Genomic DNA, 23387 nt, shown 5'->3' with positions numbered 1-23387 from the left:
GGCAAATTCATACGGTCAACGCAACACTGACTGCTTGGAGGTTGCGATGGGTAGACGTCCGTTTGATATTGCTATTCGGTTTGGGTTCTTCGATCTGCTTTGTACGGGGTCGACGAAGGATTTTGCGGCTCGGGTAATGGGCGTGTCGAACAGCACTGCCGACCGCTGGTGGGCGAATGCTGGCGGCATGACACTGATGAAGGGCGGAGTAGGCGGCCTGGCGGTTGTGGTCGACGACGATGGCACTGAGACGCGTGGGCATCGACTGGGGTTGGGCGAGCGGATCGAGATCCAGTCGGCGCTGCAACGCGATCTGGGCGTCACTGAGATCGCGATACTCATAGGTCGGCCGCGGACGACGGTGTGGCGTGAGATCGGCCGCAACTCGAACGCCGACGGCACGTATCACGCGCTGATGGCGCACCAGCGATCCAAGGTCAATGCGTTGCGGCCTAAAGCATTCAAGCTCGATGGCCACCCCGAACAGCAGATGATAGAAGACTCATTTGACGACGGGTGGAGTCCCAAGCTTGTGTCGCATTCGCTCAAGATTCAGTTCCCCAACGACAAGGCGCATCAAATTAGTTACGAGACGCTGTACAACACGTTGTACGTCCAGTCGCGTGGGTCGTTGCGGGCGGACCTGTACAAGACTCTGTCCACCAGTAGGCCGGCGCGCAAGTCGCGAATCAGCGCGAGTCGACAGGGCAAAATCTACGACAAAGCCCTCAAGATCGTTGACCGCCCTGACGTGAAAGATCGCAAGGTTCCGGGGCATTGGGAAGGTGACCTGATCATGGGGTCCGGTGGCACAGCGATCGGGACGTTGGTCGAACGAACCTCCCGGTTCGTGATCTTGCTGCACCTGCCGGGCAATCACCAAGCCGATACCGTTGCTGGCGCGATGATCACAGCGATGGGAGACTTGCCCGCCCACATACGGCGATCCATTACCTGGGATCGCGGCACCGAGCTCGCCGCCTACGACCGGATTCAGCTCGAACTCCAAGCGCCTGTGTACTTTTGCGATCCACACTCACCGTGGCAGCGCGGTAGCAACGAGAACACCAACCGGCTTCTGCGCCACTGGTTCGCCAAAGGCAGCGACCTGAGCGTGCACACCGCAGCCGACGTCGCCCGCGTCGCTGCGACCCTCAACAGACGGCCGAGGGAAACCCTGGAGTGGAAAACTCCGGCCCAAGCCTTGACGGAACTACTTGCCGTACACGCCGCCGCCTAAGTACATCCATACCCCGTCCCTGCCCTCGAACCGGAAGCAAGAACAACTACCCCAAGCCACTCCACAGGCGACGCGGGTCGATCACCCACGCCGCCAGCCCGGAGTCTTCCAAGCCCATCAAGAAGTCACCGCTAAGACCAGCTCGTTGCGTTGACCACTTGACTTTGCCCCAGGTCGGCCTCATCACAACCCACCAACTCCGGGGAGCCGGGGGGTCAGATCCACTCGCGTTGCGGCAGCACGTCTTCCATGAGTCTGGTCAGGGCCGGATTCTGGTTGTCCGGACGCCAGGCGGCATTCATCTGGACCGGTCGGTCCCGCACCGACGTCACCTCTTTGAAGACCACGCCCTCAGGATGCATGGTGGCCGCTGATTCGGGGACCAGTGCCATCCCCAGCCCGGACCGGACCAGGACCAGCATCGTGTGCACCTGCGTCACGTACTGGACGTACTTCGGTGTCGCGCCGACGATCGTGAAGGTGCTGATCAGCAGTTCGTGGAAGTACCTGGCGTCGACGGGGGAGTACATCACCACCGGACGATTGTCGAAATCCTCGATCGTCAGGTGCTCCGCGTCGACCAGTTCGTGGTCGGTGGGCAGCGCCGCGATCAACCGCTCGTGATGGATGGGCCTGCTACTGATCCCAGGGCGGGTCATGATGGGCCGGACGAGCCCCAGATCGAGTTCGCCTCCGGACAGCGATTCGATCTGGGCAGACGAAACCATCTCGCGAAGAACCAGTTTGACGTCAGGGAGTTTTTCGCGCGCAGTCGACAGCAGCCTGGGCAGCACAGCGTGCGCCGACGCTCCGGTGAATCCGATGATCACGGTGCCGAGGTCGCCGGCGGGCACTCGTCTGACGGTGAGCACCGCGCTCTCGGACAGGCGGACGATGCGACGGGCATCAGGAAGGAATGCGGTACCTGCAGCCGTCAGCGTGACCGAACGGCTCGTCCGGTCGACGAGCTGGACGCCGAGTTCGTTCTCGAGCTGCTGGATCTGTCTGCTCAGAGGCGGTTGCGTCATGTGCAGACGTTCGGCGGCCCGGCCGAAATGCAGCTCTTCGGCGACGGCGATGAAGCACGTGAGGCGGGCCAGCGAGAACATTGATCCACTCCTGGTATCGAGAGAAGGCGCGTACGCGACCCAATGGATCAATGTACGCGCCTTCCGCGACGGTCAGAGGCGGATCTACCAGCGCGGGCAGGTGTTCTCGAACGTCGGGTCGATCGACTTCATGTACCCGGTGTCATCACGGTCGCGGAGGCCGCAGTCGAGATACTGCTGGTGAAGGACAGAAAGTGCGTCCTCGTCGATCTCGACTCCGAGTCCCGGGGCGGTCGGAACCGGCACGGCGCCGTCGATGAAGGACAACGCACCGGGTTTGACCACATCCTCGGACTTCCACGGCCAGTGCGTGTCGCATGCGTAGGAGAGGTTCGGGGTTGCGGCCGCCAGATGGACCATGGCTGCCAGGCTGATCCCGAGATGCGAATTGGAGTGCATCGACAGTCCGAGACCGAAGGTGTCGCAGATGCCGGCGAGCAGCCGTGATCGCTGCAGGCCACCCCAATAGTGGTGGTCGGAGAGCACCACCGACACCGAGTTCTGCCGTACCGACGGTTCGAGTTGATCGAAGGCGACGACGCACATGTTGGTGGCCAAGGGCATCTTGGCCTCGGCGGCGACCTCGGCCATGCCTTCGAGGCCGGGTGTCGGGTCTTCGAGGTATTCCAGGATTCCCGCGAGTTCGGACGCCACCTGCACCGAGGTGTCGACCGTCCAGGCGGCGTTGGGGTCGAGCCGCAGGGGCAGGTCGGGAAAGGCCGCGCGCAGCGCCTTGATCGCCGCGATCTCCTGGTCGGGCGGGAAGACCCCGCCTTTGAGTTTGATCGCCTTGAAGCCGTACTCGCCGATCATCCGGTGCGCCTGGCGGACCAGACCTTCGGGATCGAGTGCGCTGCCCCACTCGTCGGGCTCGGCACCGGGATGGGCGGCCCACTTGTAGAAGAGATACGCGCTGAACGGCACCTCGGTGCGCACGGCGCCGCCGAGCAGATCGGAGACCGGCCGCCCCAACACCTTGCCCTGCAGGTCGAGACACGCGACCTCGAACGGGGAGAGGACCCTGTCGGTGGTACTCGCGGTGGTGATCATCCCCGCGACGCCATCGCCGCCGGTGATCGAGAGGGTGTCGAGCTCGGCGTCGATGGCCTGCCGGATGGCGCCCAGCGCGAACACATCCTGACCGACGATGGCTGCTGCTGCCGCTTCGAGCCGCGCCAGATGGGCGGTATCGGCGTAGGTTTCACCGAGCCCGACCAGTCCGGCATCGGTGTCGAGTTGGATGATCGCCCGCAGCGCGTAGGGCTGGTGGACGCCGACCGTGTTCAGCAGCGGGGGGTCGACGAAGGCGACCGGGGTGATACGGGCCCCGGTGATCCGGACCGGTGCGGAGTCCATCAGACCGCGACTGCCGACGCCAGAGCGCGGTCGAGGACTGCACGTCCCGCCGCAGTGATCTCGATCAACTCCTGCTGGTGTTCGGGATACAACGACACGAGGGGTGCGCGAACGGGCCCGGCGTCGATGCCTTCCATCGTGACACCGAACTTCACCAGCGAGACCGCATATCCCGGAACGAGATTGCGCAGGCGGACCAGCGGATGGAAGAAGCTGCGCAGCAGCCCTTCCGCGAGCTCGTCGTTCCCGGCCTCGAGTGCGTTGTAGAACGCCAGCGCGATCTCGGGTGCGAAGGCGAACGTCGCCGACGAGTACAGGGTCACCCCGATGGCGCGGTAGGCCTGCTGGGTGATCTCGGCGGTCGGCAGTCCGTTGAAGAAGAGGAAGTCCTTGCCGGACGGCGCCAGCGCATCCTTCACCGCGATGACGATGCGGGCGACGTTGTCGAGATCGCCGGTGCCGTCCTTGAATCCGATGACCGTCGGCAGCTGCGCGACCTCCACCGCGGCCGCCTCGTTGTACACCGCAGTCCCGCGGTTGTAGACGATGAGCGGCAGGTCGGTGGCTGCGGCGATCTCGCGCGTGTATGCGACCAGGCCGGCAGGCGGCATCGTGACGAGGTACGGGGGTAACAGCAGGATGCCGTCCGCGCCTGCGTCCTTGGCGCTCACCGCGAATTCCTTCGCCTGCACCAGGGAGCCGCCTGCGCCGGCGAACACCGGCACCCGACCGGCGACGACATCGACGGCGGTGGCGACGATCCGGCCGAACTCCTCGAGTCCGAGGGCATGGAATTCCCCGGTCCCGCAAGCGATGAAGACTCCGCCGGGACCGGCCGCGACACCCTTCTCGAGGTGCTGCGCGAGCAGCGAATAGTCGACCTCGCCGGCCGGCGTGAACGGGGTGACGGGGAAGAACAGGACTCCGTCGAGCATGGTGTATCTCCTTGATGTGTCGGGGCTGATCAAGCGGGTGGAGGGAGGTCAGTCTTGGACGAGGCGGCCGTCGATGCGGCGCCACAGGTGATCGGGGTTGCCGTCGGCCACCGCGGAGGGCAGCAGAGCGGGTGGGACGTCCTGATAGGCGACCGGGCGCAAGAAGCGTTCGATGGCCAGTGATCCGACCGACGTACTGCGCGAATCCGAGGTCGACGGATACGGGCCGCCGTGAACCATCGCGTGCCCGACCTCGACCCCGGTGGGCCACCCGTCGAACAGGATTCGCCCGGCCTTGAGTTCGAGGACGTTGAGCAGGGCCGCGGCGTCGCCCATGTCCGCGTCGTCGGCGTGCACGGTCGCGGTGAGTTGTCCTTCGAGTGCTGCGGCAACGGCGCGGACCTGCGCTGCATCGGTGCACTTGACCACCACACTCGCCGAGCCGAACACCTCTTGCTGCAGCACGTCCGAGGACAGAAAAGTGTCGGCGTCGGTGCTGAAGACAGCTGCGCCACAACTGTTCGGCGCGCCGGAGCCGGGGGCCTGGGCTTCGACCGTCGACGCGGCCGCGAGAGCCTCGACGCCGGCTGAATACGAGCTCGCGATGGTCGGGGTGAGCATCGGGGTGGGAACGGTGTCGGCGATCGCGGCCCCGGCAGCGTCGATGAAGGTGGTCAACCCGGGGCTGTCCACGGCGATGACCAGTCCGGGGTTGGTGCAGAACTGCCCTGAGCCCAGCGTCAACGACCCGATGAAGGCCTTGCCGAGCTCTGCTCCACGAGTCTGCAGTGCCTTGTCGAGGACGAACACCGGGTTGATGGAACTCATCTCGGCGTAGACGGGGATCGGCTCCCGCCGGGCAGCTGCTGCGGCCACCAGAGTTGTTCCACCGGAACGGGATCCGGTGAATCCAACGGCCTTGATCCGGGGGTCGGTGACGAGCCGTGCGCCCAGGGTCGGGCCGAACCCGTACAGGAGGGAGAAGGTGCCTGCAGGCATTCCGGTGCGGGCGATGGCGTCGGTGATGGCGCGGCCCACCAATTCAGAGGTGCCGGGATGGGCGTCATGGGCCTTGGCCACCACGGGGCATCCCGCGGCGAGCGCCGACGCGGTATCGCCGCCGGCGACCGAGAAGGCGAGTGGAAAGTTGCTGGCGCCGAAGACGGCGACGGGCCCGAGGGGGATCTTCCGCTGGCGGATGTCGGAGCGTGGCAGGGGAGAACGATCGGGTTGCGCCGGGTCGATGCGTGCTCCGTTCCAGCCGCCGTCGCGCAGGACGCCCGCGAACAATCGCAACTGGCCGGACGTACGGCCGACTTCGCCGGTGATGCGTCCGACCGGTAGACCGGACTCTGCGGCCGCCCGGTTGATCAGGGTGTCCCCGAGGGCTTCCAGGTTCTCCGCGATCGCTTCGAGAAAGCCTGCGCGGGTCTCGGACGTCGTCGCGCGGTACTGGTCGAAGGCCGATGCGGCGGCCGAGCAGGCAGTGTCGACGTCCGAATCACTGCCGTAGGCGTAGCCGGGCTCGAGAACGCGATTGGTCGACGGGTCGAGTCCACGGATCGTGTCGCCGCTACCGGTCACGTAGGTGCCCGCGATGATCATCTGCCCGGTGAGGGCGTCGGTCTGATTTACCGTTGCTGTCATGGTCGATTCCTTGCGTTGTCGATGCGCGTGCTCTCGTTGCCGACTCTGATCACGCCCGGGAAAGCCAGAAGCGTGACCTGAGTCATAACTCGACCGTAGGAGGCCGATCCATTCCTGTCCAAGTCAAATGTGCCGATCTTCGATAGCTCAATTGAATCGACGCACGTCAACACCACATCTGCGCGCCTGCGAGAATCGGGGTTTGCGGTCGTTCGCCTGCGGTAGGTTTCTTTCATGGAGCGAATGTCGCCGGCCGACGCCCAGATGTACTGGATGTCGGAGAAGATCCCCAACGATCAGTTCCTGGTCTTCGTGTTCGACGGCGCCCCGCAAAGTCTGGAATCGGCAATCGATTTCGTGATCGAGCGAGCTGGATCGATTTCTGATCTACGGCTTCGGATCGCCGACGTCGACTGCGCGATGGACTACCCGTATTGGGTCCGGTGCGACGCCGACTGGGACCAGATCATCGTTCGCGACCTCGTGGATCCGAAGTGGGACAACTGCCTCGACGCGATAGCCGGGCTGGCCGACGCGCAGCTCGACCCGCGGGACAAGGCGTGGCGGCTGCACGTGTTCACTCAAGTGGCCGACGCCCCGCGGTGTGATCACACGGCGACCGTCGTCGTGCTGCAGATCTGCCACGCCCTGGCCGACGGTAGGCGATCCTCGGGTCTGGCCCGGCAATTGTTCGGCCCCATCGGACCAGAAGGTCCCAGGCCGGGCAGCACCGAGCAGGCCTACTCGGCTGTGCAGGCCGCAGCCGTGGCAGCTCTTCGTCTCCCGATACAGATCGGCTCGCTGGGTTGGCGTGGCCTCAACGCTGCCCGTACGCACCGTCGGCTCGTCGATGACATGATCAAAGGTCTTGTGCCACAGCAGGCCAGGTGTCGGCCGCTGTTGTTGACCAACACCAGGCCCGAGGGCGTGCGCACCGTCCGCACCCTGGTGCGCCGTCGCGATGACTTTCCAGGGCCGACTGTGACGGTCAGTGCGCTCACCGCGATCTCACTCGGACTCTCGGACTATCTCCGTGAATGCGGAGAGGACCCGACCACGCTCGGCGCCGAGGTGACGATGGCAAAGTCGGGTGCGGCTTTGTCTCGCAATCATTTTCGGAATGTCGGCATCGGTCTCTATGCCGACACCGCCGACCTGGGGGTTCGTTCGAGGCACATCGCGAACGCTCTGGGACAGCGGCAGCTGCGCAACAATCATCCCGCGCTGCGGGCGGGTGACGAGGCCTTCGCGGCAGTGCCCGCGCCCCTGCTGCGATGGGGGGTCGCGCAATTCGACCCGACGCATGTGCCCGAATCCGTGATCGGCAACACCGTCGTCTCCAGCGTCAACCGGGGCGCGGCCGACCTGACGTTCGGAGCCGCCCCGGTCGCCTTCACCACCGGTTTTCCCGCGCTCTCCCCGGTGATGGGTTTGACCCACGCCGTACACGGCATCGGTGACACTGTCGCGATCAGCGTTCATGCCGCCGAGTCCGCTGTCGGCGACATCGACAATTACCTGGAGATCCTCGGAGCCTCGATCGCCTGGAATCAGATCGTCTCGGGGAGTCGGTAGTCGCCTTCGCGCGGCGGCGGCACACTCACTGTTCACGCGGCGGCGGAGCCGTCAGTGTTCGCCTGTGCCGTTCTTACTCCGGACGAGGCGTTTCGGCAGTTTCCCGACGAGTTCACCGAGCGGGGTGACGGCCACGCTGAGCGTTTCGGCGGCGTCGTTGAGTTCGTCCACCGTCGATTGGAGTTTCTCGATGCTCGGCGCCAGTTGGCCGATCATCTCGACCAGATCCGAGAGCCGGTCGATGGGTCCGCCCGGCGCGATGACGCGTTCCAAGGCACCGTTTTCGCCCACCAGTTGTTCGAGCAGCCCCTCGTCCGCCGTCATCCTGTCGAGGAAACCCTCGTCCTCGGACAGCCGGTCCAGCAGCCCTCCGGGTGTCGTGAGCTTGGCCAGTACCCCGTCTTCGGCGAGCATCCGGTCGACAGGTCCGTGCCGGGAGAGCAGTCGGTCGAGAGGACCGCCGGCCTCGGTCATCTGATCGAGCACCCCGTCGTCGGCCAGTACGCGTTCGACCAGCCCGTCTTCGGCGAGCAACCGATCGAGTGGACCGCCGCGGGCCAGGATCCGGCCCAGCGAGCGGTCCTCCTCGAGTAGCTCGCCGAGTTGGTTCAGCAACTGCAGGGGACTGCGGAAGGCCGGACTGTCCCGCAGGCCCATCGCTGCGGAGATCTCGTAGTGCACGTTCTCGACGGCGACACGGCTCAGGGCCACACTCGCCTCGACGGCCGACAATGCTGCCCCCGCTGCCGCGAATCCCAGCCGAGTTGGGATCTCGATCACCAATTTGGCATCCATGGCCTCAGCCTAAGGCGTTGCCGTAACCCCCGGGCACATTCACCCGGCTTTGGCCTTGGCGGCGGCTTTTTGTTGCTTCTTGAACTCGCGGACCTCTTGCAAGGTGGCGTTGTCGACAACGTCGGCGACGGAGCGGCGTGACCCGTCGTCTCCGTAGTGGCCGGTGGCTTCCCGCCAGCCCTTCGGGTCCACGCCCAGTTGCTTGCCGAGCAGTGCCAAGAAGATCCGTGCCTTCATGTCGCCCCACCCCGGAAGCGCCTTGAGGCGTTTGAGAACGGTCTTGCCGTCTGGGTCGCCTTCGGTCCAGATGGCCGACGGTGTGCCGCCGTATTCGTCGACGATGACCGTCGCGAGGTCGTGGACCCGTTTGGCCATTGACCCCGGGAATCTGTGGATCGCGGGCGTCACCGAACACAACGCCACGAACTCGTCCGGGTCCGACTCGGCGATGCGGTGGATGTCGAAACCGTCCATCCGCTCGGCGATCTTCTGCGGTCCCTTGAACGCCGCTTCCATCGGATACTGCTGGTCGAGGGTCATGCCCACGACGAGCGCGAAGTCGTCGTTCGACAACAACTCGTCGGCTGCTGGATCTTGTGCGATGCAGATCTCGCGGGTCATGTCGCCCTCCAAACGCCGTTCGGACACGTCGCGCTCCAGCGTATAGGGCGGTTCCCCGGCACAATCGCGCCCTCGGCTGGTTCAATGCTGGCAGGACACACACTCGGCTCGGGGATGAGGGAGTTCGTGGTGGCAATCGGAGCAGGCACAAGCACGGCACGGAGAAGGATCGTGGGAGCCGCAGTCGCGGTGGCGGCAACCGCGATGACGGTGGTCGGGATCGCGCCGGCTGCGGCCGAACCCAACCTGGTCGACACCATCAGTTGCAACAGTCCCGATCCGTGGGGGCCTCCCATCAGCAACGGCAGTCCGCTGCGCATCGACATCGACCTCTACAACAACGTGCAGTTCCCGAAAGACGGTGCCACGGGGCCGGTGCTCTACCTCAGCGCCAACAACCCGCGAGCCGGTTTCCTCTTCGAATACAACGTGGAAGCCTCCGTCTCCTGGGTGAACACGACCACGGGCGCTCGAGGCAAGGTGATCATCCCGGCCCGGGGTCGTTCGGCGAGCTGGGAGGGTTCGTTGCGAACGGGCCGCGGCGCAGTCGAGTTCACCGTTCGCCAGAAGATCGGTGCGCTCGCATTCTTCCCGATGGTGAACCCGCAGTACTCCTCGTGTGGGGGAGCGGCCACCGTCTGACCCACCGGGACGGCAGCGCCCGCGAGCGGGTGTTCGAATTGTGACCGACTTTCTATACAGGACGTACGAACTGGCCAGGCGCCGAGGAGTAACGTCACGCAAAGGTGTCCGACGCCGGCAATGACGCCGGCCGCCGATCGGAAGGTGGGTAACCCCCGATGTCCACAAATGCGAGCAAGAGTTCGCCCTCACCGCAGGTGGGAGAGGCTCACGTAGCCAAGGTGATCGGGGTGACGGTCGCGGCCGCCGTCGGCGGTTTCCTGTTCGGTTTCGACAGTTCGGTGGTCAACGGCGCCGTCGATTCGATCGGCACCCATTTCGAGCTCAACGACTTCATGAAGGGCTTCTCGGTCGCGATCGCGTTGCTCGGTTGCGCGCTCGGCGCGTGGTTCGCAGGCCGTCTCGCAGACATCTGGGGCCGCAAGAAGGTGATGCTGCTGGGCTCCTTCCTGTTCATCGCCTCCTCAATCGGCACCGGTTTGGCCTGGGCGGTGCCAGATCTGTTGATCTGGCGCGTCATTGGCGGTCTCGGCATCGGTATCGCGTCGGTGATCGCGCCCGCCTACATCGCGGAGATCGCACCGGCCCGTTATCGCGGGGCGCTGGGATCGTTGCAGCAGCTGGCCATCACGATGGGCATCTTTGTCGCTCTGCTCTCGGACGCCCTGCTCGCCGACAGTGCCGGCGGTGCCGCCAACGACCTGTGGTTCGGTATAGAGGCCTGGCGCTGGATGTTCATGGTCGGTGTGATCCCGGCGCTCATCTACGGCATCCTGGCGTTCCTCATCCCGGAGTCCCCGCGCTACCTCGTCGGCAGCAACATGGATGAAGAGGCTGCCCGGATTCTGACCGAGGTCACCGGTGAAGCGGATCCGCTAGAGCGGGTGAAAGAAATCCGGTTGACCCTCAAGCGCGAATCGAACGTGTCCATCAAGGACATTCGCGGGCCGTCGTTCGGACTGCACCCGCTGGTGTGGGTCGGCATCTGGATTGCGATCTTCCAGCAATTCGTGGGCATCAACGCGATCTTCTACTACTCGACGACCCTGTGGCAGTCGGTCGGATTCAGCGAGAGCCAATCGTTCAAGACGTCGGTGATCACCGCCGTGGTGAACGTCGTCATGACCTTCGGCGCGATCCTGTTCGTGGACAGGATCGGCAGGCGGAAGCTCTTGCTGATCGGTTCGGTGGGAATGTTCATCGGGTTGGTGCTCGCCTGCGTGGCGTTCACGCAGCAGCAGGGCGCCGGCGACGACATCTCGCTACCCAAGACCTGGGGTCTGGTGGCGCTGATCGGAGCCAACCTGTTCGTCGTCGCGTTTGCGGCAACGTGGGGCCCGGTCATGTGGGTCATGCTGGGGGAGATGTTCCCGAACCGCATTCGCGGTGTGGCGCTGGGTGTGTGCACCGGCGTCAACTGGATCGCCAACTTCACGATCTCGCTGCTGTTCCCGCAGCTGAACGAGACGCTCGGCCTCGCGTGGATCTACGGTTTCTTCGCCTTCTGCGCGTTTGCCTCGTACTTCTACGTCCGCCTCAAGGTGCCCGAGACCAAGGGTATGGAACTCGAGGACATGGACACCCTGGGCGACGTCGAAGCGGCTCTGAAAGCAGACAAGGCCGCCGACAAGGCAGCGGCCAAGGATCTGAAGTAACCCGGCTACTTCGAATCCGAGAAGTTCGGCGGCCGGCCCTCTGCTCGGGCTGCCGTCGCTTCTTGGAAATTGTCGGTCAGGAGCCGGACGTACAACTGGCCCATACCTTCAGCCTGGATGTGGGCGTCGAGGTTGGCTGCCTGGATGCCGGACCACAGGGTGCGTTTGGTGAGTTCGATACCTGGCCGCGACAACTCCGCGATCCTCGTCGCGATGCGGTACGCCTCGGTCAGTAGAGCGTCGTCGGGCACCGAACGGGAGACGAGTCCGATCCTGGCCGCCTCCTCGGCGGGCACATCCCACCCGGTGAGCATCATCTCCGCCGCGTGCGAGGTGCCGACCGCGCGCGGGAGCAGAAAGCTCAGGCCGAGCTCACTGGCGGTGAGACCGTTGTTGATCCCGGCGGCCCGGAAGTAGGCACTCGACCCGGCGATCCGGATGTCGCAGGCCAGCGCGAGACACAGCCCGCCGCCGATCGCGGCGCCGTTGACCGCTGCGATGACCGGTTGATGCATTGCTCGCAGCGCGCCGAGGGCGTCGTCGAGCATCTCCATCGAACGCAGGGCAATGGTCGGCGCGGTCAGTCCGTCGATGTGTGGGATCTTTCCTGCCGACTTCTGATCGGCGCCGGAACAGAATCCAGGCCCCGCGCCGGTGATCACCACGGCGCGGATGTCGTTGTCGCGGCTGATCTTCTCGAGGGTCTCCTTGAACGGGATCATGACGTCAAACGCCATGGCATTCATGCGTTCTGGACGGTTGAGAGTCACCAGGGCGACGTGCGGACGGGGATGATCGACCTCTACGAAAGACATTGGGCCATCGTGGCATGTGCCCGATTCCCTGAGACGCGGATCAGGGAAAACCGGCCTCGGGGTCAGGGAAGGGCACACCGAAGATCAGGGTCGTCCCCCGATGCCGCCGAGGCCATCAGATCCCTACCGTGAATGAGGTGAGGCGGGAGACCATTTCCGCCCGGTCGACGAAAGGTTGATGTGATGGACAAGTTGGTTCGGGTTTCCCAGGGCCGGATGCTCGGTGGCGTGTGCACGGGCATCGCGCGGCGTTACGGATGGGATGTGAATCTGGTGCGGGTGGCGTTCATCGCGTCGTGTCTGCTCCCGGGTCCGCAGTTCGTGCTCTATCTCGCTCTGTGGCTCGTGATCCCGATGGATAAGGGGCACGTGAACACGGTCGCCGCCTGATCAGTGGGAGCCGGCGCGGCGACTCAGCGCGTCCATGCCGTCGAGCAACAGCATCTGCGCCACGAAGTACGTGGAGAGCACTGTGGTCTCGGCGAGGGCGCGCAGGAGCGGGTCGCGCAGTAGGTACCGCCGATTCATCAGGGTCGCATCCGATGCCATGAAGACGACGCCGCCCGCGGCCAGCAGGCGGGTCGGGTCGGCGCCCGAACCACGCAGGAGGACCGGGTCGGCGGCGGTGGCCGCCATCGTGGCCAAGGTGCCGCCATAGATTCCCAGGATCGGCAGCATGCGCGGCTGATTCAAAATCAGCAGCGCTGCAACCTCGTTCATGACGGCAAGACGAGGGAGAAGGCGGCGATTCGTCGGACGGCCGCCGTGCCGGGTCAACACACCCAGATAGGCGAGGTGGGCAAGGCCGAACATCGTCGCGCCGGTCTGCAGTGACCGGTCTTTGTCCGGCCCGGTCGCGAACTCCTCGCGATACATGAAGTAGTCGCCGGCCGCCGATGCGCCGACGGCCACTGCCAGCAAGGCGTTGTCGGGTGCGCTGCGACCGCGGGTGCCGCGTGCCAGCGTTAGCGCCAGCGCCGCGAGTGCAGTTGGCTTGGCCGCCGCGACACCCGGTCGCCAGCGCAGTGCGCCGGCGGCCGATACCGCGACTGTCGCGGCGACGAAGATCTTCCGTTCCGGCAGTTTCCAACCGGGCACACCCATCTCGGCGTCAGCCGCCCAGGATCTTCGACACGAACGCGGTGGCGTCGGGCAGGGCCGTGGCCGAGGTGCCCGGGCCGTCGACCGGGTAGGTCCGGATCGTGGCGGTGCGGTCGGTGGCCTGCACGCGGTTCAGGAAGTCGAGCGTGTAGGGAAGCACGACAGTGGTGTCGAGTAAGCCCTGGCCGATGAAGACCGGCTTGGCGAATCCGCTGTCGGGCACTCCCAGGTACGCCTCGACGATCGGCCCGAGATTGGGGATCGACGCCACCGGCTTCGTGAACAGCTCGTTCAAACTCGTTCCGGCAACTGCCCGCTGGAGTTCTGCCGAGCAGACCTTGACGGCCTTGTCGGTGAGTGCGCGACCCTCGGTGCTGAGGTAAGAATCGAGGTTGATCTCAGGGTGCGAGGCCCGGATCCCGGCGACGGCGTATAGCACCTCGGCGGTGAGATCGGTGGGCAAGGGCACCGGGATGAAGCCGGGGCCTGCGTTCAACACGAGAGCGCCGAGGTCGGCCGGAACGCTGGTGACCGTCGCTCCCCGGAAATCGAGGTCGGGCCCCTGCAGCTTCACTGCGTTGCGGGCGGTCGCGAGTGCGGCGGTGGCACCACTGCCATTGCCGTTGACAGCCCATTTGGCAGACAGGTTCGGGGCGATGTCGTGCGCAGCCTTGACCGCGTCGATGATGTTGTCCGACTTGATGGTCGTCTGCAGATCGGGCAACTTGCCCTCTGTGCCGAGCCCGGCGTAGTCCGAGGCGACGACCGCGTAGCCCTTCTTCAGCCACGGGGTGATGTCGTTCCACCGCGCTGCCGACTCCGTCCTCCCCGACCACGACGGAGCACACTTGTCGGCGAGGCCGACCGTGTCGTGGGCCCACGCAACCACGGGCCAACCGCCTTCGGGGGCATCGCCGTTCGGAAGATAGATCGCGGCGCTGCTGAGCTCGGTACGGTCTGCGGCGGCATTGGTCCAATAGGTGAACCGGTTCGCCGATCCGGCTCCGGTGACCCACCGGTCATCGGGTAGGCCGATGTTGGCATAGACCTTGCCCGCGGTGCCGCCGGTCGGTACGGGCGCGGCTGCAGCTGTGCCGGCGCCCAGCCCGCTCGCGACCACTGCGGCCAGTGCCGTCGCGGTCAGCCCACACGTACCGATACGTCGCAGTGCTTGTTTGTGAACACTTTTCATGATGTCTCCTACGAAGGTCCGCGCCGAGCGGACTAAGCCTGCGTGATCCCGATCATCGGGAGGAAGAAGCAACTGCGGTTGCCGTTCTCGACGGTGCCGAAGACTGCCGAGAGCACAGTGCCGTTACCGCTCTTGACCGGGGCCAGACGTGACCCGGGCACACTGAGGCGATTGGCGAACGTCGTGAGCGCTGCTTTGATCTGTCCCTTGAAGGGGTTGTCGGGCACCTTCTTCATCCAGATGTCGACCAGGGTGGTACCGACCGGTGCCATCTCCGCGAACCCGCCCTGCAGCGTGTTCACGTTGAACCACGCGACCTGCATACCGCTGGCGGCGCCGTCCTTGGTGATTCCGGACGGGACGAAACCGAACAGGGTCTCACCGTCTTTGACCAGGTTGGCATCGATGGCCGCGGGGAGTTTCAATCCGGGAAGGAAGAACGGGCCGGGTACTGCTCCACCGACCGCGGGCAGTAGGCCGAAGGGGTTGTCCGGCGTCGGTTCGGTGCAATTGAATGCCACCGACGGGTTGATGAAGCTCTGGATTCCCATCTGACGCAGAGCGGAGTTCGCCTCCGCGAGCAGGGTGAGGACGTCGGTGGGGGACGCCGCGGGTGTCGCGGTGGGCGCAGCGACCTCGGACTTGACCGGCATGGTCGTCGGCAGCTGTGACCCGACGCCGAGTATCGCCTTGGCGGCCGCTAGTGCCTCCGGATCGACACGGGTCTTCTGCAGCTGCGCGATGGCTGCAGACAAGGCCTTGTCCGCCGGGACGCTCGTGGGTGCGGTCAGGGTCAGGTCGGCCAGCGGAACCGGATCGGCCACTGCGAGTGCCGGCGACATCACGGCTGCTGAGGCCGCGATCGCGAGTGCTACGACACCACGACGGATCAGCGGTTGGTTCGGCATGGTTCTCCTTGAACAGACGAAACCGGCCCACATGTTACGGATGTGACAGATGTGGCCAATGTTGCGGTTGTTAAAGCCAACCATGTGATTCGCGTAGTTGGCAAGCTGCGAGTCCTACCTGTGACAGAACTGCGACCCAACCGCACTTCTCCTGTGGTTCAACGAATCTGGAGAATGTGACGGCTTTCACCCCCGGACAGCAGAACAGGCGCCGACCTGGTGGTCGGCGCCTGTTGCTGTGGTTGTGGAGTCTGCGATCAGACGACTGCGAGTCCCACCGTCGGGATGATGGTGCAGCTGACCGTCTTGCCCTCGGTCTTGGTGGTCACGTTGCCGTAGATGGCCGAGATGATTCGTCCCTGACCGGTTTTCGCGATGGTGGTGAACGTGCCGGGGCCCTCGGCGACGTTGATCTTCTCGTTGCGCTGGAGGCTCTGCTGGCCGCTCTTGCCGGTGTCGACGTTGATCCACGCGACGGTGAGCGGCGCTGCGTTGTTGTTCAGGGCGGGGCCGGTACCGAGGCTGGTGTAGACGAATCCGGCTTCACCTTTGCCGGGGCCCGGGGCGGGGGCTTTCTGCGGACCTGCGGTGGCAAGTGCGGTACCGACGGAGTTGCCGCCGGGGATGCAACCCTGGCCGAGGGTGGGGTAGAGGAATTGCTGGATGATCGGAGCGCCGTCGCCGGTGGGGATGGCGGGGCCGCCCCCGCCGGTGCCTTCGAGGAAGCTGATGACCTTGTTCCAGATCTCGGCGAGATCCGGTGGCAGACCCGAGTCGGCTGCGAGCGTCTTGGCGTTGGCCACGAGGTCGGCGTTGACCTTGCCGTCGGGGCCCGGGGTCGCAGCGGATCCGATGATCGCGGGCACGAAGGCGCCCAGCGACTGCAGGGTCGCCTCATCGATCTTCGGCGCGGGTGGTGCGGTCGGCTCGGCAGAGGCGGTCGCCGGCAGTGCCAGCGCTGCGCAGGCCGCGATCGCCACAGCCGTCATCGTCCGGCGGGCGGTGCGCCCAGCCCTGAAACGTCCGCGGTCGCGACCTGTCAGCTCACTCAGTAGCACTGTTCTTGGTGTCCCATCTTGCGTTGGTAACCCGCTGTCGCAGGTGCCTGTGTTCCGTATCGCCGTGCTGACGGTAACCGTTCCGTGACGCTGCCGCCAACAGTGCGGCCGACAATTCGTCCGGGTTCGGACGGGGATTGGTGCCGCCCCGGGACCATAGCCTGTTACGGGTGGGGTGATTGGGGCTGGTGATGCAATTGTGATGTCACATTTCGACTGCGGGTCACCTCGCCCGTGCTGGTTAGATCAACGAGGGAAGAACACCGCTATCTGGAGGCACCATGCGTCGAAGAGTCCAAATCGCTGCAGTCCTGATCGCTGCGGCGGTCGGTGCGACTGCGCTGAGCGCCTGTGGCGACTCGGGGTCCGACGACGAAGTCGTGCTGCTCACACATGATTCCTTTGCATTGCCCGACGAGTTGCTGAGCTCATTCGAGGATCAGACCGGACTGACCCTGAAGGTCGTGAAGGAGTCCGATGCCGGTCAGTTGTCATCGTCGATCGCGCTGACGGCCGGATCGCCCCGCGGGGACGTCGTCTACGGCATCGACAACACCTTTGCGTCGCGGGTACTCGACGCGGACGCCCTCGAGCCCTACACGAGCCCTGACAACGGTCTCGGGCCGAACGAGCACGCCCTGCCCGAACCCAACCGCCTCACCGCGATCGATCGCGGGGACGTCTGCGTGAACGTCGACAGCGATTGGTTCGCACAGCGAGGGCAGCAACCCCCACAGAACTTCGCTGATCTCGCCGACCCCCGTTACAAGGGTCTGACCGTGGTTCTCGACCCCGCGACGTCGTCGCCGGGGATGGCATTCCTGCTCGCGACCATCGCCGCGTACCCGAGTTCGACCGCAGGCGGCTGGCAAGGTTACTGGCAGCGGCTGCGCGACAACGAGGTCGCGGTCGCTCCCGGGTGGTCGGAGGCGTACAACCAGGAGTTCACGGCCGGAGAGGGCAAGGGATCCAAGCCCGTCGTCGTCTCCTACGCCTCGTCGCCCGCCTATCTGCCGACAACAAAGGCCTTGCTGAACACCTGCTTCGAGCAGACCGAATACGCGGGGGTGCTGCGCGGCGCCGAGAACGTCGAAGGTGGCCAGAAGGTGGTGGACTTCCTGCTGAGCGAACCCGTGCAGGCGGCACTGCCCGAATCGATGTACGTCTATCCGGTGCGGACCGGTACACCGCTGCCCGCTGAATGGGCGCAATACGCACCCGAGCCCGAGTTCGTGGCCTCCATGCCGGCCGGAGTCATCGCGGAGAACCGGGAGGCGTGGCAGCAGGAGTGGCGCACCGTCATGGGCCGCTGACCGAGGTGACGGCAGGCCGGGTCGAGGGCCGACCCCCGCTCCGGCGTCCGCGTGGTTCCCGCCTGGCGCTGCTGGGCGTCCTACCCCTGTTGTTCGTTGCGGTCATGTTCGGCTGGCCGTTGTTGGCTCTCGCGGTGCGGGCATTCGGCGACGGCGAGAGCCGCAACCTGCCGCAACTGCTCTCCGACGCGAACGCGGCCGATCTCCTGTGGTTCACGATCGCGCAGGCCGCGGCGTCCACAGCCGCGACCCTGGTTGTCGGTCTCCCCGTGGCCTGGGTCCTGGCCACTTATGAACTGCCCGGCGCGCTGGGGTTCCGGGTGATCGTCACCATTCCCTTCGTGTTGCCGACGGTCGTCGTCGGCGTGGCCTTCTCGGTGCTGCTGGGGGACCGCGGACCGCTGGGATGGCTGGGCATCGGCGCTTCCCTCTGGGCGATCATCCTGGCGCACATGTTCTTCAACGTCGCTGTGGTGGTCCGGACGGTCGGATCGGTCTGGGCTCAGATCGACCCACGGGCCGAGCAGGCAGCCCGGACCCTGGGCGCGAACCGGTGGCGCGTGCTCCGGACCGTGACCGTCCCCGCGCTCGCTCCGGCGATCGCGTCGGCCGCGACGGTGGTGTTCCTGTTCTGTGCCACCAGTTTCGGTGTGGTGCTCATCCTCGGCGCCGGTCGGTACAACACCCTGGAGACCGAGATCTACCGCCAGGCCATCGGCTTCTTCAAATTGCCTGCCGCCGTGGCATTGTCGATGGTGCAGATCGTTGTCGTCGCGGTGGTGGTGACGATCAGTGCGGTGCTGGGTCGCCGCGCACGGGCGGTCGGGGCACCGCGGCGGCGTCGCAGGCCACACGGGCGCCAGTGGGTGCCGATCGTCGCGATTGTCGCGGTGGCCCTGCTGATCCTGATCGCGCCGCTGGTCGTCCTGCTCTGGCGTTCGGTACGGCCCACGGTCGGCGGCAGCTGGAATCTCGACGGTTACCGGGCGCTGTTCGACTCGGTGAACGGTCAGACGCCGTGGCAGAGCATGCAATATTCGTTGATCAGCGCCACCTGGGCCATGGTCATCGCGATGGTGCTCGGACTGCTCGGCGCCCTCGCGCTCTCCCGGGCGCGCGGGGTGCTGGCGGGCGCGGCGACCGTCGTCGCGATGCTTCCGCTGGGCGTCAGCGCCGTCACGGTGGGCCTAGGGTACTTGGTGATCCTGACGGGGATGCCCCGCGAGATCAGTACCTCCCCGGCCATCGTCCCGGCCGTACAGGCACTGATCGCCTGCCCGTTGGTGATCCGGATCCTCGTCCCTGCGATGGGCCTGGTCGATGACCGGCTGCGGCAGGCGACGGCGACCCTCGGCGCCAGACCGCTACGGGTGTGGTGGACCGTCGATCTGCCGGTCATCAAACGGGCGCTCTGTGCCGCAGCGGGTTTCGCATTCGTCATCGCCATCGGCGAGTTCGGGGCCACCAGTTTCGTTGCCCGGCCCGACACCACCACTGTGCCGGTGCTGATCGGCTCATCCTTGGCCAAACCCGGTTCGGGGAATTTTGCGACGGCGATGGCGTGCTCGGTGATGATGCTGGTCGTCACCGCCGCGGTGGTCGCTCTGATCGAAGTCGTCCGCAAAGATGAAGGAGGGGAGTTCTGATGCTCGAGTTGTCGGGTGTGACAGTCGGTTACCGCTCAGAGATGGTGCTCACCGAACTCGATCTCGCGATCGGCACCTCTGGCGCTGCGATCACTGCGCTGCTCGGCCCGTCCGGATGCGGGAAATCCACCCTGATCCGTGCGATCGCCGGGCTCGAACCGCTGTCCGGGGGAGCCATCACGTTCGACGGCGTGGACCTGGCGCCCGTCCCCGTGCATCGCCGCGACTTCGGGGTCGTCTTCCAGGACGGGCAACTGCTGCCGGGCAGGACCGTCGCCGACAACATCTCCTACGGGCTGCGGGTGCGACGACGGCCGAAACGCGAGGTCGCCGAGCGGGTCTCCGAACTGCTGGACCTCGTCGACCTGGCCGGGTTCGGGTCCCGAAAGGTCGCCGAACTGTCGGGCGGTCAGCAACAGCGGGTTGCCCTTGCTCGTGCGCTCGCGCCGCGACCACGGCTGCTGTTGTTGGACGAACCGCTGTCGGCACTCGACCGGCAATTGCGCGAACGACTCGCGCTGCAGATCACGGAGGTCATCGCCGCCACCGCCACGCCCACGATCGTGGTGACGCACGACCACACCGAGGCGGCGATGATGGCCGACCGGATCGCGGTCATGGAAGCGGGTCGGATCATCCAGGACGACGTACCCGAAAAACTGTGGCGAACACCGCGCACCGAGAGTGTCGCGCGGTTCATCGGCTGCACCACCCTGTGCGACGGCGTGGTCCGCGGGGGCGTGCTCGCCAGTTCGCTCGGGTCGGTGCCGATCGATCTGCCCGACGGGCCGGTGCGACTGGGCCTGCGGCCCGAGGCGGTGATCGCAGGTCCGGTGGGCAGTGGCCGGCCGGTCGGGCGCGCGGTGCACGTCGCATCGCTGCCAGACGGTGTCCGAGTGCGCCTGTCGACGGCGGGTATCGAACTCGACGCAGTGAGCGACATCCGGGTGGAGGTCGGCGACGAGGTGGGTATCACCCTCGATCCCAACAGGATTGCGATCATCGCCGAACCGGGATCGGCGGCGCCCCATGCGTGAGGTGGTCGCCGGAGCAGTGATCTCGGACGGCCTGTTGTTGCTCGCCCAACGCAGCTATCCACCTGAGGTCGCAGGTTTGTGGGAGCTCCCGGGAGGCAAGGTCGAGGAGGGCGAGACGCGCGCCCGGGCCCTGGAACGGGAACTGGCCGAGGAACTCGGGATCGACGTGCGGGCGGGAGATCAGATCGGTGTCGGGGTGCCGCTCAAGGCAGATCTCGTGCTTGTCGCGCTGTTGGCAACGGTGGTCGGTGGGCATCCCGAGCCCACCGAACACACGGCGGTGCGATGGGTGGGTGCAGGTGCCCTGCGCCAGATGGCGGCCGACGGTGACCTGGTCCCCGCCGATGCGGTCTGGCTCGACGATCTGGCCGGCTTGCTCACCTAGCCATCTGTGTAAAGGCTCAGGCGGCGCGGTCGCGGACCTTCTTCAGCGCTTTCCCGAGCTCTTTCTCCGACAGACCCTGACCGGAGAGCTTCTGCATCTTGTGGATCACGACGGGGCAGCGCACGCAGCGCGTGGAACTGCGGCAGCATTTTTTCTTGGGCTTGAGTCCACACACTTTGGACGCCTTCTTCTTGCCCACGTACCTGCCTTCTCGTCTGATGTGTCCGCTGAAAGTGAGGTTAGCATCACCTTGATTCGGGTTCGGTCTCGGCTGTGACGGCGCTCTCATCGGGGAGTCTGGCTCAGCTCCGCTTCGCGGCTCGAGGCAGGTACGCGATACCCTGTTAGAGGTCTGAGCAACTTGCTCGACAGTTTTGACATGCCCACTTCACGTCCGGAGAACTTCAGTGACTGCTGCCCCCAATTTCCGCAACGTCGCGATCGTTGCGCACGTCGACCATGGGAAAACCACCCTGGTTGATGCGATGCTGCGGCAATCGGGCGTTTTCGAGGAACGCGCCGAACTCGTCGATCGCGTCATGGACTCCGGTGACCTCGAGCGGGAAAAAGGCATCACGATCCTCGCCAAGAACACCGCTGTGCACCGTCGTCAGCCCGACGGCACCGAGGTCGTCATCAACGTCATCGACACCCCCGGCCACGCCGACTTCGGTGGCGAGGTCGAGCGCGGCCTGTCGATGGTCGACGGCGTGGTACTCCTCGTCGACGCCTCGGAAGGGCCGTTGCCGCAGACCCGTTTCGTACTGCGCAAGGCCCTTGCCGCCTCGCTGCCCGTGATCCTGCTGGTCAACAAGACCGACCGCCCCGACGCCCGTATCGCCGAGGTCGTCGAGGAGAGCCACGATCTGCTGCTCGACCTCGCTTCGGACGTCGACGACGAAGCCGCCGAGGCCGCTGAGCTCGCTCTCGACCTGCCCGTCCTCTACGCCTCCGGTCGCGCCGGCATAGCCAGCACGAAGGCGCCCGAGAACGGCAACGTCCCCGAGGGCGAAAACCTCGACGCACTCTTCGATGTACTGCTCTCGTATGTTCCCGCCCCCAAGGGCGATCTCGATGCGCCTCTGCAGGCCCACGTCACCAACCTCGACGCGTCGGCCTTCCTCGGCCGCCTCGCGCTGGTCCGTCTCTACGCGGGAACCTTGAAGAAGGGTCAGACCGTGGCCTGGTTGCGTGAGGTGGATGGCCAGCCCGTCACCGAGCGCGCCAAGATCACCGAGCTCCTGATCACCGTAGGTGTCGAGCGGACCCCCGGTGAGGTCGCCGTCGCGGGCGACATCGTGGCCGTGGCCGGTATGCCGGAGATCATGATCGGTGACACCCTCGCCGACGTCGACCATCCGATCGCCCTGCCCCGGATCACGGTCGACGAGCCGGCGATCTCGGTGACGATCGGCACCAACACCTCGCCGCTGGTCGGCCGGGTCAAGGGCCACAAGCTCACCTCTCGCATGGTCAAGGACCGCCTCGACAGTGAGCTCGTCGGTAACGTCTCGCTGCGCGTCCTCGACATCGGGCGTCCGGACGCCTGGGAGGTCCAGGGTCGTGGCGAACTCGCGCTGGCCATCCTCGTCGAGCAGATGCGCCGCGAAGGCTTCGAGCTCACCGTCGGAAAGCCCCAGGTGGTCACCAAGCAGGTCGACGGCAAGCTCCACGAGCCGTTCGAGCACCTGACGATCGACGTTCCCGAGGAGTACCTCGGTGCGGTCACGCAGCTGCTGGCCGCCCGTAAGGGCCGTATGGGCGACATGACCAATCACGGCAGTGGCTGGGTCCGGATGGAGTTCATCGTGCCCTCGCGTGGCCTGATCGGATTCCGAACCGACTTCCTCACCGAGACCCGCGGTACCGGTATCGCCAACGCGGTGTTCGACGGCTACGCCCCGTGGGCCGGCGAGATCCGCGCCCGCCACACCGGCTCGCTGGTCTCCGACCGCGCGGGAACAGTCACCCCGTTCGCCATGATCCAACTGGCCGATCGCGGAACCTTCTTCGTCGAGCCCGGTGCGGACACCTACGAGGGCATGGTCGTGGGCATCAACCCGCGCATGGAGGACCTCGACATCAACGTCACCAAGGAGAAGAAGCTGACCAACATGCGTCAGTCCTCCGCCGACGTGATGGAGACCCTCGCCAAGCCCATCAAGCTCGAACTCGAAGCGGCGATGGAGTTCTGTACCGACGACGAATGTGTCGAGGTCACCCCTCAGGTGGTCCGGGTGCGCAAGGTCAACCTCGACTCCAACACCCGTGCCCGCGAGCGGTCGAAGACCAAGGCTCGCAACCAGAGCGTCAGCTGATCTGCGGCGGACCCGGGGCGGCGACGCCCCGGGGACGCT

The 23387-nt window shown here is 65.6% G+C and carries 22 protein-coding genes; 10 read left to right on the top strand and 12 right to left on the bottom strand.

Annotated elements, in window-relative coordinates:
* The first annotated feature begins 187 nt into the window (after nt 1-187).
* Entirely contained in the window at nt 188-1240 is a 1053-nt protein-coding gene (locus BH683_RS04525) for an IS30 family transposase (protein ID WP_246833120.1), read from the top strand.
* Nucleotides 1241-1455: 215 nt separating this feature from the next.
* On the opposite strand, the gene BH683_RS04520 is transcribed toward BH683_RS04525, so the two are convergent.
* From BH683_RS04520 to BH683_RS04505, 4 genes are all read right to left on the bottom strand, one after another.
* The gene (locus tag BH683_RS04520) at nt 1456-2349 is read right to left on the bottom strand and encodes a LysR substrate-binding domain-containing protein (protein WP_084835078.1); all 894 of its coding nucleotides are present in this window, start codon (nt 2347-2349) and stop codon (nt 1456-1458) included.
* A gap of 84 nt (nt 2350-2433) precedes the next feature.
* A complete protein-coding gene (locus tag BH683_RS04515) occupies nt 2434-3705 on the bottom strand; it encodes a glucarate dehydratase family protein (protein WP_084835077.1) in 1272 nt (423 codons plus the stop codon).
* Nucleotides 3705-4640 (bottom strand): 5-dehydro-4-deoxyglucarate dehydratase, encoded by a 936-nt coding sequence (locus tag BH683_RS04510; protein WP_084835076.1) that lies wholly within the window; start codon nt 4638-4640, stop codon nt 3705-3707. Before BH683_RS04510 ends, BH683_RS04515 begins: the two co-directional genes overlap by 1 nt.
* A 48-nt stretch (nt 4641-4688) precedes the next feature.
* Complete coding sequence (locus BH683_RS04505; RefSeq protein ID WP_084835075.1) at nt 4689-6287, bottom strand: aldehyde dehydrogenase (NADP(+)); 1599 nt, start codon at nt 6285-6287, stop codon at nt 4689-4691.
* A 234-nt stretch (nt 6288-6521) separates the two neighbouring features.
* Here BH683_RS04505 and BH683_RS04500 point away from each other — a divergent pair, with 234 nt between their 5' ends.
* A complete protein-coding gene (locus BH683_RS04500) occupies nt 6522-7862 on the top strand; it encodes a DUF1298 domain-containing protein (RefSeq protein WP_084835074.1) in 1341 nt (446 codons plus the stop codon).
* A gap of 51 nt (nt 7863-7913) precedes the next feature.
* Here the strand turns inward: BH683_RS04500 and BH683_RS04495 are convergent, their stop codons facing one another.
* Nucleotides 7914-8657: a hypothetical protein gene (locus BH683_RS04495; RefSeq protein ID WP_084835073.1), complete on the bottom strand. Its 744-nt coding sequence runs from the start codon at nt 8655-8657 to the stop codon at nt 7914-7916.
* Between the two features lie 39 nt (nt 8658-8696).
* Nucleotides 8697-9278 carry an HhH-GPD-type base excision DNA repair protein gene (locus tag BH683_RS04490; protein ID WP_084835072.1) on the bottom strand — a complete coding sequence of 194 codons (582 nt, stop codon included), beginning with the start codon at nt 9276-9278 and terminating at the stop codon, nt 8697-8699.
* Between the two features lie 171 nt (nt 9279-9449).
* Here BH683_RS04490 and BH683_RS04485 point away from each other — a divergent pair, with 171 nt between their 5' ends.
* Together BH683_RS04485 and BH683_RS04480 are read left to right on the top strand one after the other, a co-directional pair.
* Complete coding sequence (locus BH683_RS04485) at nt 9450-9920, top strand: hypothetical protein (protein ID WP_084835071.1); 471 nt, start codon at nt 9450-9452, stop codon at nt 9918-9920.
* 158 nt (nt 9921-10078) lie between these two features.
* Nucleotides 10079-11575, top strand: a complete 1497-nt coding sequence (locus BH683_RS04480; protein WP_084835070.1) for a sugar porter family MFS transporter — start codon at nt 10079-10081, stop codon at nt 11573-11575.
* Nucleotides 11576-11580: 5 nt separating this feature from the next.
* On the opposite strand, the gene BH683_RS04475 is transcribed toward BH683_RS04480, so the two are convergent.
* Entirely contained in the window at nt 11581-12390 is an 810-nt protein-coding gene (locus BH683_RS04475) for an enoyl-CoA hydratase (RefSeq protein WP_084835069.1), read from the bottom strand.
* Between the two features lie 183 nt (nt 12391-12573).
* Between BH683_RS04475 and BH683_RS04470 the strand changes: the two genes are divergently transcribed.
* Nucleotides 12574-12780 (top strand): PspC domain-containing protein, encoded by a 207-nt coding sequence (locus BH683_RS04470; protein ID WP_084835068.1) that lies wholly within the window; start codon nt 12574-12576, stop codon nt 12778-12780.
* Here the strand turns inward: BH683_RS04470 and BH683_RS04465 are convergent, their stop codons facing one another.
* From BH683_RS04465 to BH683_RS04450, 4 genes are all read right to left on the bottom strand, one after another.
* Nucleotides 12781-13494: a lysoplasmalogenase family protein gene (locus BH683_RS04465; protein WP_084835067.1), complete on the bottom strand. Its 714-nt coding sequence runs from the start codon at nt 13492-13494 to the stop codon at nt 12781-12783. It abuts the gene before it with no gap.
* A gap of 7 nt (nt 13495-13501) precedes the next feature.
* Entirely contained in the window at nt 13502-14683 is a 1182-nt protein-coding gene (locus tag BH683_RS04460; protein ID WP_084835066.1) for a lipase family protein, read from the bottom strand.
* 32 nt (nt 14684-14715) lie between these two features.
* Complete coding sequence (locus tag BH683_RS04455; RefSeq protein ID WP_084835065.1) at nt 14716-15591, bottom strand: hypothetical protein; 876 nt, start codon at nt 15589-15591, stop codon at nt 14716-14718.
* Nucleotides 15592-15848: 257 nt separating this feature from the next.
* Complete coding sequence (locus BH683_RS04450) at nt 15849-16580, bottom strand: hypothetical protein (protein WP_246833185.1); 732 nt, start codon at nt 16578-16580, stop codon at nt 15849-15851.
* A gap of 350 nt (nt 16581-16930) precedes the next feature.
* On the opposite strand from BH683_RS04450, the gene BH683_RS04445 reads away from it, so the two are divergent.
* Genes BH683_RS04445 through BH683_RS04430 form a run of 4 tightly spaced genes read left to right on the top strand, consistent with a single transcriptional unit; the run spans nt 16931 to nt 21030 of the window.
* The gene (locus BH683_RS04445) at nt 16931-17962 is read left to right on the top strand and encodes a thiamine ABC transporter substrate-binding protein (RefSeq protein WP_084835063.1); all 1032 of its coding nucleotides are present in this window, start codon (nt 16931-16933) and stop codon (nt 17960-17962) included.
* Nucleotides 17926-19608, top strand: coding sequence for an iron ABC transporter permease (locus BH683_RS04440; protein WP_348639211.1), 1683 nt, complete (start codon nt 17926-17928; stop codon nt 19606-19608). Before BH683_RS04445 ends, BH683_RS04440 begins: the two co-directional genes overlap by 37 nt.
* A complete protein-coding gene (locus BH683_RS04435; protein ID WP_084835062.1) occupies nt 19608-20645 on the top strand; it encodes an ABC transporter ATP-binding protein in 1038 nt (345 codons plus the stop codon). Before BH683_RS04440 ends, BH683_RS04435 begins: the two co-directional genes overlap by 1 nt.
* Nucleotides 20638-21030 carry an NUDIX domain-containing protein gene (locus BH683_RS04430; RefSeq protein WP_084835061.1) on the top strand — a complete coding sequence of 131 codons (393 nt, stop codon included), beginning with the start codon at nt 20638-20640 and terminating at the stop codon, nt 21028-21030. The genes BH683_RS04435 and BH683_RS04430 overlap by 8 nt, the downstream gene beginning before the upstream one ends.
* 16 nt (nt 21031-21046) lie before the next feature.
* Here the strand turns inward: BH683_RS04430 and BH683_RS04425 are convergent, their stop codons facing one another.
* Nucleotides 21047-21229 carry a hypothetical protein gene (locus BH683_RS04425; RefSeq protein WP_084835060.1) on the bottom strand — a complete coding sequence of 61 codons (183 nt, stop codon included), beginning with the start codon at nt 21227-21229 and terminating at the stop codon, nt 21047-21049.
* A gap of 208 nt (nt 21230-21437) precedes the next feature.
* On the opposite strand from BH683_RS04425, the gene typA reads away from it, so the two are divergent.
* Nucleotides 21438-23348 (top strand): translational GTPase TypA, encoded by a 1911-nt coding sequence (typA, locus tag BH683_RS04420; protein WP_084835059.1) that lies wholly within the window; start codon nt 21438-21440, stop codon nt 23346-23348.
* Nucleotides 23349-23387: the final 39 nt, after the last annotated feature.

Origin of the sequence: Williamsia sp. 1138 (assembly GCF_002095435.2) — a bacterium.
Classification (GTDB): domain Bacteria; phylum Actinomycetota; class Actinomycetes; order Mycobacteriales; family Mycobacteriaceae; genus Williamsia.
This window is presented reverse-complemented; position numbering and strand designations above follow the sequence as displayed.